The 17,600-nt window shown below is 46.1% G+C and carries 18 protein-coding genes; all 18 read left to right on the top strand.

Features of this window, described 5'->3' with window-relative positions:
- Positions 1–37 precede the first annotated feature (37 nt).
- Positions 38–1,339 (top strand): phosphomethylpyrimidine synthase ThiC, encoded by a 1,302-nt coding sequence (gene thiC / locus SALPA_RS26665; protein WP_145101246.1) that lies wholly within the window; start codon positions 38–40, stop codon positions 1,337–1,339.
- A gap of 222 nt (positions 1,340–1,561) precedes the next feature.
- A complete protein-coding gene (locus SALPA_RS26660; protein WP_145101244.1) occupies positions 1,562–3,568 on the top strand; it encodes a sigma-54-dependent Fis family transcriptional regulator in 2,007 nt (668 codons plus the stop codon).
- Positions 3,569–3,840: 272 nt separating this feature from the next.
- Positions 3,841–4,206 (top strand): Lin0512 family protein, encoded by a 366-nt coding sequence (locus SALPA_RS26655; RefSeq protein WP_222428133.1) that lies wholly within the window; start codon positions 3,841–3,843, stop codon positions 4,204–4,206.
- A gap of 46 nt (positions 4,207–4,252) precedes the next feature.
- Positions 4,253–5,215 carry a thiamine pyrophosphate-dependent dehydrogenase E1 component subunit alpha gene (locus tag SALPA_RS26650; RefSeq protein WP_145101242.1) on the top strand — a complete coding sequence of 321 codons (963 nt, stop codon included), beginning with the start codon at positions 4,253–4,255 and terminating at the stop codon, positions 5,213–5,215.
- A 25-nt stretch (positions 5,216–5,240) separates the two neighbouring features.
- The gene (locus SALPA_RS26645; RefSeq protein ID WP_145102309.1) at positions 5,241–6,209 is read left to right on the top strand and encodes an alpha-ketoacid dehydrogenase subunit beta; all 969 of its coding nucleotides are present in this window, start codon (positions 5,241–5,243) and stop codon (positions 6,207–6,209) included.
- A 27-nt stretch (positions 6,210–6,236) separates the two neighbouring features.
- On the top strand, positions 6,237–7,232 hold the full coding sequence (locus SALPA_RS26640) for an ATP-NAD kinase family protein (protein WP_145101240.1): 996 nt from the start codon (positions 6,237–6,239) through the stop codon (positions 7,230–7,232).
- Positions 7,233–7,260: 28 nt separating this feature from the next.
- Entirely contained in the window at positions 7,261–8,457 is a 1,197-nt protein-coding gene (locus tag SALPA_RS26635) for a dihydrolipoamide acetyltransferase family protein (RefSeq protein ID WP_145101238.1), read from the top strand.
- Between the two features lie 62 nt (positions 8,458–8,519).
- Positions 8,520–8,861 (top strand): carboxymuconolactone decarboxylase family protein, encoded by a 342-nt coding sequence (locus SALPA_RS26630; RefSeq protein WP_145101236.1) that lies wholly within the window; start codon positions 8,520–8,522, stop codon positions 8,859–8,861.
- Positions 8,862–8,870: 9 nt separating this feature from the next.
- Positions 8,871–9,740 carry a lipoyl synthase gene (gene lipA, locus SALPA_RS26625; protein ID WP_145101234.1) on the top strand — a complete coding sequence of 290 codons (870 nt, stop codon included), beginning with the start codon at positions 8,871–8,873 and terminating at the stop codon, positions 9,738–9,740.
- 33 nt (positions 9,741–9,773) lie between these two features.
- Positions 9,774–10,073 (top strand): DUF6506 family protein, encoded by a 300-nt coding sequence (locus SALPA_RS26620; protein WP_145101232.1) that lies wholly within the window; start codon positions 9,774–9,776, stop codon positions 10,071–10,073.
- Positions 10,054–10,767, top strand: a complete 714-nt coding sequence (gene lipB, locus SALPA_RS26615) for a lipoyl(octanoyl) transferase LipB (RefSeq protein WP_186451242.1) — start codon at positions 10,054–10,056, stop codon at positions 10,765–10,767. The genes SALPA_RS26620 and lipB overlap by 20 nt, the downstream gene beginning before the upstream one ends.
- Positions 10,730–11,818, top strand: a complete 1,089-nt coding sequence (locus SALPA_RS26610; RefSeq protein WP_145101228.1) for a biotin/lipoate A/B protein ligase family protein — start codon at positions 10,730–10,732, stop codon at positions 11,816–11,818. Before lipB ends, SALPA_RS26610 begins: the two co-directional genes overlap by 38 nt.
- A gap of 21 nt (positions 11,819–11,839) precedes the next feature.
- Positions 11,840–12,259 carry a glycine cleavage system protein H gene (locus tag SALPA_RS26605; RefSeq protein ID WP_145101226.1) on the top strand — a complete coding sequence of 140 codons (420 nt, stop codon included), beginning with the start codon at positions 11,840–11,842 and terminating at the stop codon, positions 12,257–12,259.
- Between the two features lie 45 nt (positions 12,260–12,304).
- Positions 12,305–13,765, top strand: a complete 1,461-nt coding sequence (locus SALPA_RS26600) for an FAD-binding oxidoreductase (protein ID WP_145101224.1) — start codon at positions 12,305–12,307, stop codon at positions 13,763–13,765.
- On the top strand, positions 13,762–14,931 hold the full coding sequence (locus SALPA_RS26595; RefSeq protein WP_145101222.1) for a (Fe-S)-binding protein: 1,170 nt from the start codon (positions 13,762–13,764) through the stop codon (positions 14,929–14,931). Before SALPA_RS26600 ends, SALPA_RS26595 begins: the two co-directional genes overlap by 4 nt.
- 30 nt (positions 14,932–14,961) lie before the next feature.
- Positions 14,962–15,372: a glycine cleavage system protein H gene (locus SALPA_RS26590; RefSeq protein WP_145101220.1), complete on the top strand. Its 411-nt coding sequence runs from the start codon at positions 14,962–14,964 to the stop codon at positions 15,370–15,372.
- Complete coding sequence (locus SALPA_RS26585) at positions 15,365–16,474, top strand: lipoate protein ligase C-terminal domain-containing protein (protein WP_145101219.1); 1,110 nt, start codon at positions 15,365–15,367, stop codon at positions 16,472–16,474. Before SALPA_RS26590 ends, SALPA_RS26585 begins: the two co-directional genes overlap by 8 nt.
- Positions 16,475–16,489: 15 nt before the next feature.
- Positions 16,490–17,566, top strand: coding sequence for an NAD(P)/FAD-dependent oxidoreductase (locus SALPA_RS26580; RefSeq protein WP_145101217.1), 1,077 nt, complete (start codon positions 16,490–16,492; stop codon positions 17,564–17,566).
- The last annotated feature ends 34 nt before the right edge of the window (positions 17,567–17,600 follow it).

Raw genomic sequence — 17,600 nt, 5'->3', positions numbered from 1 at the left:
TTATTTTTGTCGTACATAGTAAAAGGAGGGGATTAGTATGAACTTTACTACACAAATGAATGCTGCGAAACAAGGGCTGATTACTAAAGAAATGCAAATTGTTGCTGCCAAAGAAAAAATGGAGGTTACTCGTCTCCGTGAACTTGTGGCCGAAGGCAAGATTGTCATTCCGGCTAACAAAAATCACACGACACTTAGTCCAGAGGGAGTTGGAGACGGCCTCAGGACAAAAATAAACGTGAATCTGGGTGTTTCCAAAGACTGCTGCGATTTAGCGCTGGAATTGGAAAAAGCCAAAAGCGCAGTAGCATTAAAAGCAGAAGCAATTATGGATTTGAGCTGCTATGGCAAGACCCAGGAGTTTCGACGTCTGCTAATTGATACTTGTCCGGTAATGATTGGGACAGTACCCATGTATGATGCGGTAGGGGCATTGGATAAAGAATTAAAGGATATTACTGTCGATGAATTCTTCCAGGTAATAGAAACGCATGCGGCAGATGGTGTCGATTTTATGACGATACACTGCGGCTTAAACCGGGCCACGGCCGAAAAAGTTAAGCACAATAAGCGTCTCACTAATCTGGTATCCCGGGGTGGCTCGCTGCTATTTGCCTGGATGGAACTTAACGGGCAAGAGAATCCTTTCTACGAGCATTATGACCGCCTACTGGATATCTGCGCCAAATACGACGTGACCATAAGTCTTGGCGATGCCTGCCGTCCCGGTTCGATTAATGACTCAACAGATGCTGCACAAATTGAAGAGCTCATTGTACTGGGAGAGCTTACCAAACGCGCCTGGGCTAAAGACGTGCAGGTAATGATTGAAGGCCCGGGACATATGGCCCTTAATGAAATTGCCGGAAATATGATGCTGGAAAAAAGACTCTGCCACGGAGCGCCTTTTTATGTGCTGGGGCCACTGGTTACTGACATCGCTCCTGGATATGATCACATTACCAGTGCCATTGGTGGGGCCATAGCAGCAGCTAATGGTGCTAATTTCCTCTGTTATGTAACTCCGGCTGAGCATCTAAAACTACCTGATTTGTGTGATATGAAAGAAGGTATAATTGCGGCAAGAATAGCAGCTCATGCCGCGGATATCGCTAAAGGCTTGCCCGGTGCCCGGGAGTGGGATAATAAAATGAGTGCCGCCAGAGCAGAGATTGACTTCCCCAAAATGATTGAGCTAGCTATTGATCCGGATAAGGCCAGAGCCTATCGGGAAGAATCTGCACCCGAAAGTGAAGATACCTGCACGATGTGTGGTAAAATGTGTGCGATGAAGAATATGAAAAAGATTCTTAATGGCGAAGACATTTGCATTAAATAATGTAATGGGCAACAATTAGGTAACCTGAAGCATAATTTATCATTCGTGACATTTTATGCTTCATTTATTTGCTATAATTATTTCAAAGAGTTTTTGCTGCAGACAAGTTCAATAAAATGAAATGTAAAGAAGGGTAATTGCTGATTACTTTAGAAAGTTACTAACGATAATAGTATTATTGTATAATGCGAATGCCTAGATTATCGGTAGGTGGTGTGGAAAATGGCAAGCGACAACCCTATAAGTATAATCAGTAAGGATTTGATTTGGAAAAAATTTATTAGTAAAGGTGAACTGGAAAACCGGATCATTTTACCACAAATTACTGACTCATGGGTCAGATGTTCGCAAATTGATCTAAATCCTAATGATGGTAAATGTCTGAACATTCTGGAAAAACAAGACATTCAGATGATGCTGGAAAAGAACCAGGACATTGTAGATATTGCTAAACCCTTCATGGCCAATATTTACGAGTTCTTCCGTAATTCTGGCTTTATTGTTGTGTTGACTGACGAGAATGGATATATAATGGAAAGATTTGGGGATCCTGATGTGTTGACAAGTGCTAAGCATATTCACTTTGTTCAGGGCGCGAGTTGGCGGGAGGAACATGTAGGGACCAACGCAATCGCCATTGGCCTAAAGACCGGAGCGCCAGTACAGGTTTCCGGAGCAGAGCATTACTGCCGCAAACATCACTGGTGGACGTGTTCGGCTGCACCTATTTATGGTTATGACGGCCGGATTGTTGCCTTACTTGATATATCTGGACCAGCTCAGTCCGCTTACTCTCATACCTTAGCAATGGTAGCCGCTGCTGCTAATGCGATCACTATGCAAATCGGTATTCAGCAAAAAAATTATGAGTTATCACTGATGAATAAACGCTTGTCCAGTATATTTAACACCATGTCAGATGGCGTAATTTTCTTTGATCGCTGGGGTAAGGTGAGGGAGTTTAATCCGATAGCCCAAAAAATTCTGGGGAAAAGTGGTAATATTCTTAATGGAGCTTCGGTGCAGACTATTTTTAAGGGAAAAAATCAGTTAATTCAGACATTATTGAACGGTAAAGCAGCTTATGCTGATGTCGAGTTTTTTACCGACACGGAAATGGGGCCAAGTCGTTGTGTTATATCTGGTGAAACGATATTCGATAAACAGGGCTGTATAAATGGTGGCGTTATTATTTTGCGGCCAATGGAAAAAGTTCACAATCTGGTTAACCGGTTTAGTGGTAATTATACAACATTTAAATTTAGTGACATTATTGGCAAAAGTGAGCAAATTTCAGAGGCAATACGCCAGGCCTCGCTCGCAGCTGCGACTTCCTCCAATGTTATTCTGCGGGGTGAAAGTGGTACAGGTAAAGAGATGTTTGCCCAGGCAATTCACTGCCGGAGTTCACGGCGCAATGGCCCCTTTATTGCCGTGAACTGTGGGGCTATACCACGTGAACTTATCGGCAGCGAATTATTTGGCTATGAAGAGGGGGCCTTTACCGGAGCTAAGCGAGGTGGCAGACCTGGTAATTTTGAATTAGCTTCCGGTGGAACATTGTTTCTTGATGAAATAGGGGATATGCCTTTAGAACAACAGGTGGCTTTACTCAGAGTACTTCAAGAAAAGAAAGTGGCCCGTCTTGGTGGGAACAAAGTCATTCCGATTGACGTACGTATCATCTGTGCTACTAATAAAGACTTAAACCAGTTGGTGGCAAATGGGACTTTCCGTCAGGATTTATATTACCGGTTAAATGTGTTTACGATTGAGATACCACCCTTGCGCGATCGTCGCGATGACATTGAAATGCTGTTCCGTTATTTTGTCGAGCAGATTGGTAGTGAGCAGGGCTGTGAGTATACTATAGCGGCTGATGTCTTAGACTGTATTAATTCGTATGACTGGCCGGGCAATGTCAGGCAAGTTCATAATGTTGTTGAACGAGCTTGTAATCTCACTGAAAATCATAGTATCTCAATCGCATGTTTACCGCCTGAGCTTTGTTGCGCACCAGGGCGAGAATTTTCACTGAAAGCAAGGCAACATGAAAATGCCGGAGTGTGTCATTATCAGGAAATAAAGAGTGAGATATCAGATAAAGAGTGTGAAGAGATTAAGATGTTATTGGCAAAGGAACGGGGGAATCTCAGTAAGGTAGCTGCTACGCTGGGTATTGCCCGCAGTACGTTGTATCGGAAACTCAAGAAATATGCTATTGAATAACCATATTGAAGTACTGTAGCGATGTGTAGTAAGTACAGCGCTACACACTACTACAAGTGACTACATAAATAATAGTTGCTGCACTATATAGCAGAATGTCTGAACAATAGTGCGAAATATTCTGGTAAAGCGAAAAATAAGAGGAATCACGTAATTCTGATTAGGAGTTATGTGATTCCTTTTATTCTTGGCATACATCTTGCAATATTATTAGGCGTATGGTCATTACCAATGACTACAGCTAAAAACCTTGAGATAAGGACGGAGGTGAAATGATGAAACGTGGGCGATATATTGTCGAGATAGGCATTGGCACTGATTTGCATGGCGGCAATTTTACCAAAGCAGCCCAAAGAGCAGTCAAAGATGCCATGTCACGAAGCTGTTTGTGTGGTTTGTTTGACATTGTCGGGATTAGTGACCCCAATCAAATGGTTGTTGAAATTCGGGTCGGGTGTTCAGAGCCAGATAAAGTCAATATAGCCGAAGTACAAGCAACAGTTCCCTTTGGCACTGTTACCACCGAAATTGTGGCAGGGGGATTACATGTACAGGGCTTACATCTGTCTGCGCTGGGGGAAGGTGACACCATAGTTGTAGCTGTAGCCGCACTAACGGTATATATTGACATACCATGATCGATTGGCCAGAATTTACTGTAAAAAAATAAGTGGGGGGAGAATTATGGAACTAAAGAAAGAGAAACTGCTTGGTTTTTACGAAACCATGATGACCATAAGAGCCTTTGAAAGTAAAGCTGTAGAATTATTTGCCGATAATCAACTACCTGGTTTTGTGCATCTATACCTAGGGGAGGAAGCGGTTGCTACCGGTGTTTGTGCTAGTTTAACAAACAATGATTATATCACCAGTACGCATCGTGGACACGGACACTTAATTGCCAAAGGCGGCAAGGTTGATTTGATGATGGCAGAATTATTCGGCAAAGCGACTGGCTATTGCAAAGGTAAAGGCGGTTCAATGCATATTGCCGATGTTGAATTAGGCATTTTGGGAGCAAACGGCATTGTTGGTGCTGGGCAGCCAATTTCCGCAGGCGCGGCGTTTGCCTGTAAATATAAGAAAACCGACTCGGTAGCGGTATGCTTTTTCGGGGATGCTGCCTCCAATCGTGGTACCTTCCATGAAGCCTTAAATATGGCTACTATCTGGAATCTTCCCTTAGTATTTATCTGCGAAAATAACCTGTACGGTATCTCCAATTGCCAGCGTGACCATATGAAAGTTACTGATGTTGCCGATCGCGCGTCTGCCTATGGAATTCCAGGCGTAGTAGTCGATGGTAATGATGTTATCGCTGTTTACGAAGCTGCCGCTGAGGCTATTGAACGCGCCCGCAGAGGCGACGGCCCCAGCTTAGTGGAATGCAAAACCTGGAGATGGCGCGGCCATTTTGAAGGTGATCCTGGCGCCTACAAAGATCCCGAAGAACAAGCAGCCTGGCTGAAAAAAGACCCGATACCCCGCTTCGAGCAGAAACTTGTGGAACTTAAATATGCCACCAAATCAGAATTAGAGGAAATTAAGGCAAAAGTCGAAAAACAAATTGACGCGGCAATCCTCTTCTCGCAAAACAGTCCTTATCCGAACCCCGAAGACGCGTTAACAGATGTTTACGCAGAATAATCTAATTTTGGAGGGTGAAACCATGATGAAAGAAATGACATATGCTGAGGCCATTAGAGATGGAATGCGGCTGGAAATGAAGCGCGACCCCAACGTATATATTTGGGGTGAAGATGTTGGTAAGTTTGGTGGTTGTTTTGGTGTAACAGCTGGTCTATTTGAGGAATTCCCTGGACAGGTAATTGATACCCCTATCAGTGAGACCGCAATTGTTGGTGCAGCGGTAGGTGCAGCAGCAGCCGGCTTGCGGCCGATTGCCGAAATTATGTTTGTTGATTTTATGGGCGTTTGCTTGGATGAATTATTCAATCAGGCCGCAAAAATGCACTACATGTTTGGTGGCAAAGCCAAAATCCCGATGGTTCTCAGGACGCCCTGCGGCGGCGGCATGGGTGCTGCAGCCCAACATTCACAATCCATGGAAGCCTGGTTTACCCATATCCCCGGCGTAAAAACGGTAATGCCTTCGACTCCTGCGGATGCCAAAGGGTTAATGGCTGCAGCGGTTCGTGATAATAATCCGGTAATGTACATTGAGCACAAGCAATTGTTAGGTATTAAAGGTGATGTGCCTGAAGAGGATTTCGTTATCCCGTTGGGCAAGGCTGACATAAAGAAAGAAGGTTCTGATGTTACCATTGTAGCCTGGTCCTGGATGGTTCATAAGGCCTTGGCTGCAGCTGAAGCTCTGGCTCAGGAAGGAATTAATGCTGAAGTATTAGACCCTCGTACACTTGTACCGCTCGATACGGAAAGTATCCTGAAGTCTGTGGGCAAAACCGGTAAACTCGTTATCGCGCATGAAGCAGTTAAAATTGGCGGCTATGGCGGAGAAATTGCGGCCATGGTTGCAGAAGAAGGACTTGATCTTCTGGATGCTCCGATTAAACGGGTTGCAATGCCTTTCACTCCAATTCCGTTTAGTCCGGCGCTGGAAAGCTGCGTAATCCCAAGTGAAGAAAAGATTATTGCCGCAGTTAAGAGTTTGTTTTAACTAATGGCATAGGTGGTGAAGGGAAGTATGAGGCAGGTTGGTATCATTGCTAATCCGGCATCAGGTAAAGATATTCGCCGTCTGGTAGCGTATGGCACGATCTTTGATAATCAGGAGAAAGTCAATATTGTGCGCCGGCTGATTTTGAGCTTGGCTGCAAGCGGTATTAAAAAGATTGTCTATATGCCGGAATATTACGGGATTGTCCCCGGTGCGGCTGATAGTATTTGCAGCCGTGATCGTCCGGATATCGAAATTGTCCAGGCAGATATATGCCTAAGTGGTACGCAAATTGATAGTTTTTATGCAGCAGAGGTTATGGCTAGAAGCGGCGTTGCCTGTATAGTTACCTTGGGCGGTGATGGAACAAACCGGATGGTAGCAAAAGGATGTCGGGATGTTCCTCTTCTTCCCATTTCCACTGGCACTAACAATGTTTTTCCAACCATGATTGAGAGCACGATTGCCGGCCTGGCGGCCGGAGTTGTGGCGCAGGGATTAGTAACTGGGGCTCCAGCTATTAACCCTAGTAAAAAGCTGATTATTTATAAAAATGGTGAGCCGGTAGATATTGCCCTTGTAGATGCTGTAGTACTTAATGACAGCTTTATTGGCTCACGCGCAGTTTGGAATGCCGAACGCATAAGCAAGATTGTCGTTACCAGAGGTGAGCCGCATAACATTGGCATAGCGTCCATTGCCGGTAACCTGGCACCAGTAACACCTTATGATGATTTGGGCCTGGTGATTGAGATTGGCCCGGGAAATCTCGAGGTACGTGCACCAATTGCACCAGGCCTCAATGAGAAGGTACCAGTCCGGAATTATCATTATATTAATGTGGATGAAGTAATTGAAGTGGCGGCACCTTGTGTAATCGCCCTAGATGGCGAACGGGAAGTGGAAGTTCGGCCAGGTGATGATGTCCAGATAAAACTTACGTTTGAAGGCCCCAAAGTGATAAAGGCGGAGGAAGTACTACGGGCCGCAGTTGCTAAAGGGTATAGTTATCGAAATATATGATTGATAGGTTGGCAAAGGAGGAGCAGCAATGGCAACACAAATTAATATGCCAAAACTAGGATTGTCCATGAAGGAAGGTACTGTAGGTAAGTGGTTAAAAAAAGAGGGAGACACCATCAAAAAAGGGGAAGCTCTCCTGGAAGTTATGACAGATAAAATCGCGAATAAAATTGATGCCCCGACTGATGGGATTTTGCTCAAAATTGTTGCTGACAAGAAAGCTAAGCTGCCAGTAGGCGGTTTGCTGGGAGTTATGGGGGATGCAGGCGAAGATATCAGCGCCGTATTATCAACAGCTGCTAGTAGTGTCAGCGCAGCCCCGGCAGCAAAAGCTGCTGCTAGTCAGCCAGGAGTGCAAAAAACAGTTAACGCCGCAAATGGCGCGAAGGTAAAAATTTCTCCGTCTGCCCGTGCTTTGGCCCAAGAAAATGGTGTAGATTACACGCTGATAGTTGGCACAGGCCCTGAAGGCCGGATAGTCAAAGAAGATGTGGAAAAAGCCATAGAAGAAATGAGTATGGGAGCTGATGAGCGGCCTACTCTTGAAGTTATTCCTTATGAAGGAATGCGTCAGGCGATTGGCGAGAATATGGCCAATAGCTGGACGATTGCCCCGAAAGTTACGCAGCACGTCGGTGTGGATTTGTCAGCGTTGCTAGCCTTACGTTCTACTATCAATAGCGACGTTAAGGATGCCGATAAGATTTCAGTAACCGATATGCTGGTCAAAGCTATCGCTAAAGCATTGGAACTCTATCCGCGAATTAACAGTACGCTAAGTGGTGAGGAAATAAAAGTATTGCAAGATGTCAATGTTGGCGTAGCTATCGCAATTCCTGATGGTCTAGTGGTACCGGTAGTGAGAAATGCCAACAAAAAAAGTTTAGCTGACATCAGTAAGGAAATTAAGGACTTTGCGAAACGTGCCCGGAAAAATAAACTGGATCCCGAAGAGATGACTGGCGGTAGTTTTACGGTTACTAATCTTGGCGGCTATGGTTCTGTTGATTACTTTACCCCCATTATCAATCAGCCGGAATCAGCGATATTAGGAGTTGGCCGGACAGTGAAGACTCCGGTTGTAGTTGGCGACCAGATCGTAATCCGGCCAATTATGGGACTGTCATTGGCCTTTGACCACCGGGTGATTGACGGGGCTCCGGCAGCAGAATTCCTGGCTTTGGTAATGAAGTTGATAGAGCAGCCTCACAAAATTTTCATTTAAATTAGGAAATAATCATTAATTCGATGAAAAATATATTTTTTAGAAAAGGTAGGGATATATATATGTCAGGAGATAGTGTTGATTTAGTAAATGATCTGCAGGCGGGGATTGGTAATCTGCAAAGTGAGAGCCCTGAGTTGGTTGCTGCCTTTGTACAAATGGATCAGGCAGCCTATGTGGAAGGTGAGTTAGAGCGCAAGTATAAAGAACTTATTGGCATCGGTATTGCTGTAGCCGTGCGCTGTGAGTATTGCATCAATATCCATGTAAAAAATGCTTTATCAGAGGGTGCATCCAGAGAGGAAATATTGGAAGCAGCGGCAGTCGCGGTAGCTTTTGGTGGATCACCGGCTATGGCCTATGTGGCCACAACTGTGCTTAAAGCTCTCGAAGCTTTCGAATAGTGGGATTACATGAATACAGATAGACCAGCCTGGTTGACTTTACCTTTGCCTGAGGGGTCAGCGCTTGATCAGATGAAAACACTGTTGGAACAAGGACATTTGCATACTGTATGCGAAAGCGCAGACTGTCCGAATATTGGTGAGTGTTTTAAAAATCAAACATGCACGTTTATGATTCTGGGAAATAGCTGCACCCGTAACTGCCGGTTTTGTGCTGTAAGTCATGGTATTCCTGATATTGTTGATGCTAATGAACCCGGGATGGTAGCCAGTACGGCCAAGCATTTAGGTTTAAAGCATGTTGTTGTCACATCTGTTACCCGGGATGATCTCAGTGATGGGGGGGCAGGACATTTTGCCTCCACCATCCGGGCGATCAGAGAACAATTGCCGCAGGCAGCAATCGAAGTTCTTATTCCCGACTTTAAGGGGAGTAAGGAAGCGTTACAGACAGTATTGAATGCTAAGCCCGATATTCTTAACCATAATATTGAAACCGTACCACGATTGTACTCTACTGTAAGACCTCAGGCCATATACGCCAGGTCCTTAGAATTAATTAAGCGGGTACGCCAAAGCGGCGGGGGGGCACTGGCAAAATCCGGTTTAATGCTGGGTTTAGGTGAAAAAACGGAGGAAGTCCTTGTCGTAATGAAAGATTTATTTGCGGCTGGCTGCCAAATGCTCACTTTGGGTCAGTATCTTAGCCCGTCAGCAGAGCATTTACCTGTCGTCGAATATATTCACCCTGATACTTTTCAATGGCTCCAGGAAGAAGCTTTTAAAATTGGTTTCTCCCAAGTAAGTTCCGGACCCATGGTTCGCAGTTCGTATCATGCTGAATCTTCTTTTGAGAAACTTGGTCACCTGTCTATTTAGTAATCAAATACTAAAATTAGGGGAGGGGTATAAATGCTTAAAGCAGCATTTGTTTTTATTGCACCAGAGGCCAATAGTAAACAGCACAGGTCAATCATCGCCACGCCTGCTGTGGAATTGACAGTCGTGGGAGTAGGCGACTATAAGTCAGCCGTGAAAGTAGTTGAAGAACTGGTTGAACAGGGAATTGGCGCAATTGAACTCTGCGCTGGTTTCGGGCATGAAGGGGTCGCAGCGGTGAAAAAAGCCGTTAACAACAGAGCTGTTGTCGGTGTGGTCCGCTTTGATATTCACCCCGGGCTGGAAGGCAAAAGTGGCGACGAGCTGTTCTAAGATCTGTAAGCTGTTACTATTAGGACGAACTCCGTATGTGGCTGCGTGGAAATTACAGCAGGAAATTTCGTCTGTTCGCCGCAGCGGCCGTGGTGACGATACCCTGATATTACTAGAGCATGATCCTGTGTATACCATGGGACGTTCTGGCAGCCAGGATAATGTTAAAGCATCACCGGAAACCTTGTTAGCAGCCGGACTTGAGGTTATTGAAGTAGATCGGGGCGGTGATGTAACCTACCATGGCCCCGGTCAATTGGTAGGCTATCCGGTGCTTGACCTAAAGGGGCATGGACAGGATTTACACCGCTATTCCTGGATGCTGGAAGAAGTAATTATCAGGACACTGGCTGAGTATGGCATTAGTAGTTTCCGGGAAACTGGTTTGACTGGCGTTTGGACCGAGAAGGGGAAGATCGCCGCGATTGGCATTGGTGTCCGCAACTGGGTATCCATACACGGATTCTCTTTAAACGTCAATCCTGATATGTGGTATTTCAGTTTAATCAACCCCTGTGGCATCACCAACCGCCCAGTGGCAACTATGCGGGATTTCGGTATCGATACCAGTCTTGATGAGGTCAGGGGTAAGTTAGAGCAACAATTTTCTGCTGTGTTTAACGTCCAGCTATTGCCGGTGCAGGAGGACTGTATAGATGAACTTATACCGGCTAGGACTCATGCCGTGGGCTGAGACCCAAGCAATCTATCATGTATTGGCGCAAACAAGGCAAGAAGGGCTAGTCATCTGCCGCCCTTCTGCACCCTGCGTTTGTCTCGGCTTACATGATGACCTAGAGCAAGAAGTAAATGTAAAATACTGTCAGGACCATAATATCCCGCTTATCCGCCGCGACATTGGCGGTGGGATGGTTTTACTGGCTAAAGAACAAATTTTTTTCCAACTGGTCTTGCGTGCTGGCAATCCCTTGTTAGCAGGCCGGCGTGAGGAGTTTTTTGCCAAGTTTTTGGAACCTGCTGTAAGAACTTTGGCGAGTTTCAATATTAGCGCTGCCCTTAAACCTCCGGCGGACATTGTTGTCAACGGCAAAAAGATTTCGGGAAATGGCGCAGGCGACATTAATGGTTTTGCCGTGTATACAGGTAATATCTTAGTAGCCTTTGACAGGACTACTATGGCCAATGTCTTAAACCTTCCCAGCCCGCGGTTTCGCGAACTGACCAGGTTATCCATGGAACGGTATTTAACGACCATGGAGGAGGAATTAGGTTATACACCTGACTTTACTGCTATTGAAGAACAGTTAATTGCCAATTTTTCCGCCTGGACAGATGGTTTGCAGCCTGCTCCGTATTCTGAAAAACTAAAGGCAGCTAGTAAGGCCATGGCCGATAACCTAACAAGTTCTGACTTTCTTAACCTGCCAGGCAAGCAAACCAAAGTACGACAAGTGAAAATTAACGAAGGAACCTATATCCGTCTCCACCGTTTACCGGAGTGCTTTACACCTAATGTCACTGGTAACAGGGAATGCGTTAACCAGCAAGTCTGTCCAGGGTATGCAATTCTTATTATTCAGGGCGGAAAAATAATAGAATTTGAAAGTAACGGATTTCTTTGTTGGGCGAATTCCCATATTAATTCCCTGAAGGATTATTTGCTAGGTACCAAGTGGTGTGATTCTGATATCAGATCAGCCATCATCAAATGGCAGCAGAGCTCGGCAAGCAATATGGCTACTAGTAGTGAAGATCTGCTGCTGCGTTGGCTATTAGCCAGATAAGTAAATAGGAGTGATTAACCAATGGAGCAATATAATATTCCGCAAGGTTTATATTACACTCATGATCATGCATGGGTGAAAGTTGAAGGCAACACAATTCGCATCGGGGTTACTGATTTTTTACAAAAATTAGCTGGCGAGATTACCTTTATCAGGATTCCGCGAGTCGGGAAAGCACTTGCAGCCGGGGCTACGCTTTCTTCAATCCAGTCAGGCAAGTGGGCCGGCAAAATTCAAGTGCCAATGTCGGGTAAAGTACTTGAGGCCAATGGTGAATTGCCGACAAATCCTAAACTGCTCAATAGTGACAGCTATGACGCGGGGTGGATTTGTGTAATGGAGCCTGATGATTTAGCTGCCGGGCTGCAAAACCTAATCCATGGTGACGATGCAGATAAATTTTTTACTGAGGAACATGCCAAATATTCTAAGCCTGAATAATTATTGGGTAGGCATGCCCAATATCGCTTAGGGAAGGAGTAAGATATGGACGCTCAAATATTGGAAAATTTGAAGACTGCCTTTGGTGACCGTGCAACTACAGATCTGTTCGAGCGCGGCTTTTATCAACGTGATTTGGCACCTGTGCCGGATTTTTTGGTTAACCCTATTGCCGATACTCTGCCGGATATTGTGATCAGGCCCCAAAATACCGCAGAAGTAGCTGGCATTGCCAAGCTGGCAGCTGAGAAGCGAATCCCCCTGACCGCACGGGCGGGGGGCTCTACTGTCTACTTTAATACGGTATGTACGCGCAAAGGGATACTGGTTGATCTAAACGGTTTGGATCAGATAGTGGCAGTTGAGAAAGAGAACAACATTGTACGGGTCGGGGCAGGTATGACCTGGTGGCAGCTGGAACGCGCCCTCAACCGCCTTGGCTTAGCTACCTGTTCATACCCGAGCAGTGCGCAGGCGGCAACGGTTGGCGGTTGGTTAGTCATGATGGGATACGGGCTTGGCAGCTTAAAGTACGGTCCGGTAGTGGACCAGGTAATTTCGGCTCAGACCGTTATGCCTGATGGCAGTGTGCAAGAATTAAACGCCATGAGTAAGCCGCCGGTTTCCTGGTTGGCTGGTTCTGAGGGAACCTTAGGAGTAGTGACTGAAATAGAATTAAGGGTTCGCCCACAGCCAGAAACCGAGTGGCATGGCTTAGCCGAATTGCAAGATGCCAGGCAAATGCAGCGATTTATCGAAGGTGCAGTACTATCTGCGGCAATCCCCTTTAATTTGCACTTTAGCGATCCCGGCTGTAACGCGTTACGTTACAGGCTGGGGATGGCCAGTAAGCGGACTGCTAAAGCCTATACGGTAGCTTTTGATGCGGATGGTTCACAAGCAGAAACAGCAGCCGCGAAAAAGAATTATACCAAATGTTTGCAAATGGCAAATGCCGGTGATTTAGGCGAAGAAGGCGAGCATGAGTGGCAGCACCGCTTTTTTTCTCTAGTCTTAAAAAGAGAAGGCCCCTCCTTGCTTGGAGCCGAGATTTGGTTGCCGATTAGCAGCCTGGCTGCCTATCTTCATGATATAGAACTATTTGAAAACAAAAAAAATCTCGGCCTAAAAAGCTACGGGCATGTTGTAACAGCTCAGCATGCTATGGTTATGACAATGTTTAATGCGGATGAGCGTGATACCATAGGCTATCTGCAGGGATTGGCCTTAGTAAAAAAATTGCATGATATTGGGGCCAAACATGGTGGGTGCCCCTACGGTGTCGGTTTGTGGAATACACCTTATGTAAGCAGGTGCCACACGGCAGCAGAGATGGCTGAGCTTAAACATCGGAAAAAACTACTTGATCCTAACAATATTATGAATCCTGGTAAAGTGTATCAAGCTCCCTTGCTCTTGAATCCAGCGTTGTTTAGTTTGAGCATGGACTTCTTGGCAGCTACCACACTGGTGTACAGGGGCAAAATAGGAGGGGAACAGGTATGAGTACGGGCAGCTTTTATAAAAATTTGATTGATGAATCCTTAATTTGCGGGAGATGTGGTAATTGCCGCAATGACTGCCCGGTATATAAGGAGATTGGCTGGGAGTCAGCCGCTCCCCGCGGAAAGATTTCGCTAGCCCGGGAATTATTTGCCCGAAATAGTGAGACCACTATTAGTCCTGAATATGCTAAAAGAATTACCCAGTGTACAATGTGCGGGGCTTGCACGCGCGCTTGCGCTGCGAGGATTGATCTCCAGTCATTATGGAAGGATTTACGGGCTAAACTGGTAGCTGGCGGCCAGGCGCCTGCAGCTTATACGGCAATGATAGATAACCTGAAGGACAAGAAGAATATTTCCAACTTTGCCAATGTAACCAGACTTGACTGGGCGGAAGAGCTGGATGAAATACCAGAGAATTTGGATCAGGAACCAGAGGCGGAAGTCGTATATTTTGTCGGTTGTGTATCTTCCTTTTTTCCCCGCGCAGCCCAGGTTCCAGTCGCCATGGTACAGTTATTGCAAAAAGCAGGAGTAAACTATACCACAATGGGTTCTGAAGAGTGGTGCTGTGGTTTTCCCATGCTGGCAGCCGGGCATGCTGATGAGATAGCGGAATTTGCGCGGCACAATGTCGATACGGTACGGCAGATGGGGGCCAAAACCTTAGTGACTGGCTGTGCTTCCTGCTATCACGTCTGGAGCCATGTATATCCGGAGGTGCTGGGTGAGAGTCTGGGATTTAGACTGGTCCATGCCACGGAAATGCTGGCAGAGCTAATCGCTGCAGGTAAGTTAGTGCCAAATGAACTAAACCAAACAGTGACCTACCATGACCCCTGTGATTTAGGGCGCAACAGCGGCATTATCAATCCGCCGCGGCAAATCATTACCAGTATTCCAGGAATCAAATTTGTAGAAATGGCCACTAGTGGAGAAGAATCAACCTGCTGTGGCGGTGGCGGAAATCTCCAGGGTGCAGATGCCGGTTTGGCAGATGCCATTGCTGGTAAACGGATAAAAGAGGCGGCTGAGACGGGAGCCGGCATCGTCGTATCTGCCTGTCAGCAGTGTGAACAAATGCTGGAAAAGGCAGCCAGGGCCGAAAAACTGCCCTTGCAGGTAATGGATGTTGCTGAATTATTATTAATGGCTGTAGACAACTAAGTTGGCAAGCAGGGAAAGGAGCAGGAGCTAATGAGCGTAAGCAAATGGAGTTTTCCTGAAGAATTATTGTATGATACCCATTACCAGTGGATTAAACGGGTTGGCAACAAAGTGCTGTTTGGATTAACGCCCTACGGTCTGGATATTACTGGTGATGTTTTATATTTGGTTTTACCAACAGTGGGAACTGCTGTTGAGGGGGGGGGAACTTGCGGGTCACTGGAAGCAGGAAAATGGGTCGGGCGTGTTTACGCGCCAGTAAGTGGTCTAGTAACCAAAGTCAATGATATGGTAACCGCAAGTCCGGCGTTAATCAGTCAGTTGCCGTATAACTGCTGGTTTGCAGAAATTGAGCTTTCCCGCCCCGCTGAACTTGACAGCTTGATGTCAGCCGCAGCTGTGCAGGCATGGCTAGCCGAGGACATGAAAGAAAATGCCTAGTACAGAAAATAACACTGTGTTTAGGGTGCTTGATTCTGCGCCCCGTACAGCTGCTGAGCATATGGCTTTGGATAAAGTCATAATGAACGCCCATAGTCAGGGATTGATTCCCAACACAGTGCGGTTTTTGCAGTTTAAGCCTTGTGTACTGGTTGGATTGCATCAAAACACGTTCCTGGAAGTAAATGTCCCTTATTGTCAGCAACAAGGGATTGATATCAACCGCCGCATTACAGGTGGTGGCAGTTTATATTGGGGGCCGCTGGAGTTAGGTTGGGAGATCTATGCCGCAAAAAACACTCCCGGGATTCCCCGGAAAATAGAAAGTATGTATAAGTTGTTATGTGAGGCAATGACTCTGGGGCTAAAGAACCTCGGTCTGCCTGCAGCCTATAGGCCAGTAAACGATATTGAAATAGCTGGACGTAAAATTGCCGGTACTGGCGGTACCGAACTAGCAGATTCCTTCGTCTTTCAGTGTAGTATATTGGTTGATTTTGATGTTGATGAAATGCTGCGGGTTTTGCAGTTTCCCTTGGAAAAACTAAGTGATAAGGCCGTTAAGTCAATGCGGGAACGGGTGACTTCCATTACAGAACAAATTGGCTATGTTCCAGAGCATAGTAAAATAAAGTCAGCAATTTTGACCGGTCTCAGGGAAGCATTAGGGTATGATTTTTGCCCCGGAGAACTTATAACCGAAGAGATCGAGCTGCTGAATAAGTACTTGCCGTATTTCCAGAGCAAAGACTGGATTTACGGCAAAGATAGTACGTTTATCAATACGATTGACTGCATTGCCAATTATAAAGCTCCAGGGGGTCTCATACGGATTCAAATGCGGCTGGATGCAGGCATCAGAGTTATCAAATATCTAATTATTAGTGGTGATTTCTTTGCTTATCCGCCTAGAGCCATTAATGACCTGGAAACAACTTTGAAAAATACACCAATTGATGAACAGCATATTATTACCACAATTAATAACTTCTTTGTTAACAATAAGGTAGAAATTCCTGGTATTGCTGCTGAACACTTTATCAAGGCTATTATGCTGGCGATAGAGCAGGCAAAAACAGAAAAAGACCACGGAAAAAACTAGTAGCAGAGGTTAATCATGAAAAAAACAGGCGATCACTATGACGCTATAGTTATTGGCGCTGGTCCTGCCGGTAGCACAGCAGCCAGGCGGCTGGCCCAGACTGGGTTACAGGTGCTCATAGCAGAGCAGCGGCAAAGTGTTGGTGATCATGTGCAATGTGCGGAATTTGTTCCCCGGATGATTACTAAGTACGCTGGCCTGCGGTCCATAGATGTGGCGCAGCAAGTAAACGGGATTAAAACCTTTATTAATGGCGAAACAGCCAGTGTGGTGCGAGCTCCTGGCTATGTACTGCACCGCTGCCGATGGGATAAGGAGTTGGCTGATGCAGCGGTAGCTGCCGGGGCCAACCTTATGACCGGAGTACGTGCTGTACATGTCAACGGCTCAGTAGTAACGCTCTTGTGCGGCGGCGAACAGCAGGAGGTTACAGGAACGTTTATCCTTGGCTGTGATGGCCCCCGTTCGCTGATTAGCAAGCAGTTAGGTAATAAACAAGGTGAAACCTGCATAGCGCTGCAGCGGGAACTGACTTTGGTTAAACCGCTGAATTATGCTGAGATTTACTTTGATCCGGCTTGGTATGGCGGCTATGGCTGGGTGTTTTCTAAAGGAACAACCGCCAATGTCGGTTTGGCTGTCCATACATCACATACCGGACGGTTAAAAGAACTGCTGACAGATTTTTGCCGTACCCTTGTCGCAAGACAGATAGTGCAGGCTATAACTGGGGCAGCGACAACCGGAGGACTAATACCGTCAGGTGGTTTAGTGCAATGCTTAGCTAACAGGCACATGCTGGTAGCTGGTGATGCGGCTGGCTGCACACATCCGATTACCGGCGGCGGGATTATGAATGCTGTGGTTAGTGGACAACTTGCGGCAACAGCAGTTATGCAAGCTATTGCGCAGGGTAATGAGCAGTTGGCAAAAAGCTATACAGCGGCAATACAGGCTGAATATGGGCGACAGTTTGCCATTGCTGGTGAGCGACTTGCTAGCCGTAATCAAGAGTGGACAGGCAATAACGCAGAATTTGCGACGCTAATCCGGCGCAGTTGGATTACTTTCCCCGAATATTACATGCAATAGGTTGCTAGTGTCTACGTAGAGTTATAGAGGAGGC

This window comes from Sporomusa sp. KB1, from assembly GCF_007830295.1.
Lineage (GTDB): Bacteria > Bacillota > Negativicutes > Sporomusales > Sporomusaceae > Sporomusa.
The sequence above is the reverse complement of the archived record's forward strand: the minus strand, read 5'-3'. Positions and strand labels throughout refer to the sequence as shown.

What these genes read in the sequence shown, in the direction of transcription:
- SALPA_RS26645 (WP_145102309.1), top strand. Translation starts at nt 5,241, where the DNA reads ATGAAAGAAATGACATATGCTGAGGCCATTAGAGATGGAATGCGGCTG.
- SALPA_RS26640 (WP_145101240.1), top strand. Translation starts at nt 6,237, where the DNA reads ATGAGGCAGGTTGGTATCATTGCTAATCCGGCATCAGGTAAAGATATT.
- SALPA_RS26650 (WP_145101242.1), top strand. Translation starts at nt 4,253, where the DNA reads ATGGAACTAAAGAAAGAGAAACTGCTTGGTTTTTACGAAACCATGATG.
- SALPA_RS26635 (WP_145101238.1), top strand. Translation starts at nt 7,261, where the DNA reads ATGGCAACACAAATTAATATGCCAAAACTAGGATTGTCCATGAAGGAA.
- lipA (WP_145101234.1), top strand. Translation starts at nt 8,871, where the DNA reads ATGAATACAGATAGACCAGCCTGGTTGACTTTACCTTTGCCTGAGGGG.
- SALPA_RS26600 (WP_145101224.1), top strand. Translation starts at nt 12,305, where the DNA reads ATGGACGCTCAAATATTGGAAAATTTGAAGACTGCCTTTGGTGACCGT.
- SALPA_RS26655 (WP_222428133.1), top strand. Translation starts at nt 3,841, where the DNA reads ATGATGAAACGTGGGCGATATATTGTCGAGATAGGCATTGGCACTGAT.
- thiC (WP_145101246.1), top strand. Translation starts at nt 38, where the DNA reads ATGAACTTTACTACACAAATGAATGCTGCGAAACAAGGGCTGATTACT.
- SALPA_RS26630 (WP_145101236.1), top strand. Translation starts at nt 8,520, where the DNA reads ATGTCAGGAGATAGTGTTGATTTAGTAAATGATCTGCAGGCGGGGATT.
- SALPA_RS26610 (WP_145101228.1), top strand. Translation starts at nt 10,730, where the DNA reads ATGAACTTATACCGGCTAGGACTCATGCCGTGGGCTGAGACCCAAGCA.
- SALPA_RS26620 (WP_145101232.1), top strand. Translation starts at nt 9,774, where the DNA reads ATGCTTAAAGCAGCATTTGTTTTTATTGCACCAGAGGCCAATAGTAAA.
- SALPA_RS26605 (WP_145101226.1), top strand. Translation starts at nt 11,840, where the DNA reads ATGGAGCAATATAATATTCCGCAAGGTTTATATTACACTCATGATCAT.
- SALPA_RS26590 (WP_145101220.1), top strand. Translation starts at nt 14,962, where the DNA reads ATGAGCGTAAGCAAATGGAGTTTTCCTGAAGAATTATTGTATGATACC.
- SALPA_RS26585 (WP_145101219.1), top strand. Translation starts at nt 15,365, where the DNA reads ATGCCTAGTACAGAAAATAACACTGTGTTTAGGGTGCTTGATTCTGCG.
- SALPA_RS26660 (WP_145101244.1), top strand. Translation starts at nt 1,562, where the DNA reads ATGGCAAGCGACAACCCTATAAGTATAATCAGTAAGGATTTGATTTGG.
- SALPA_RS26595 (WP_145101222.1), top strand. Translation starts at nt 13,762, where the DNA reads ATGAGTACGGGCAGCTTTTATAAAAATTTGATTGATGAATCCTTAATT.
- SALPA_RS26580 (WP_145101217.1), top strand. Translation starts at nt 16,490, where the DNA reads ATGAAAAAAACAGGCGATCACTATGACGCTATAGTTATTGGCGCTGGT.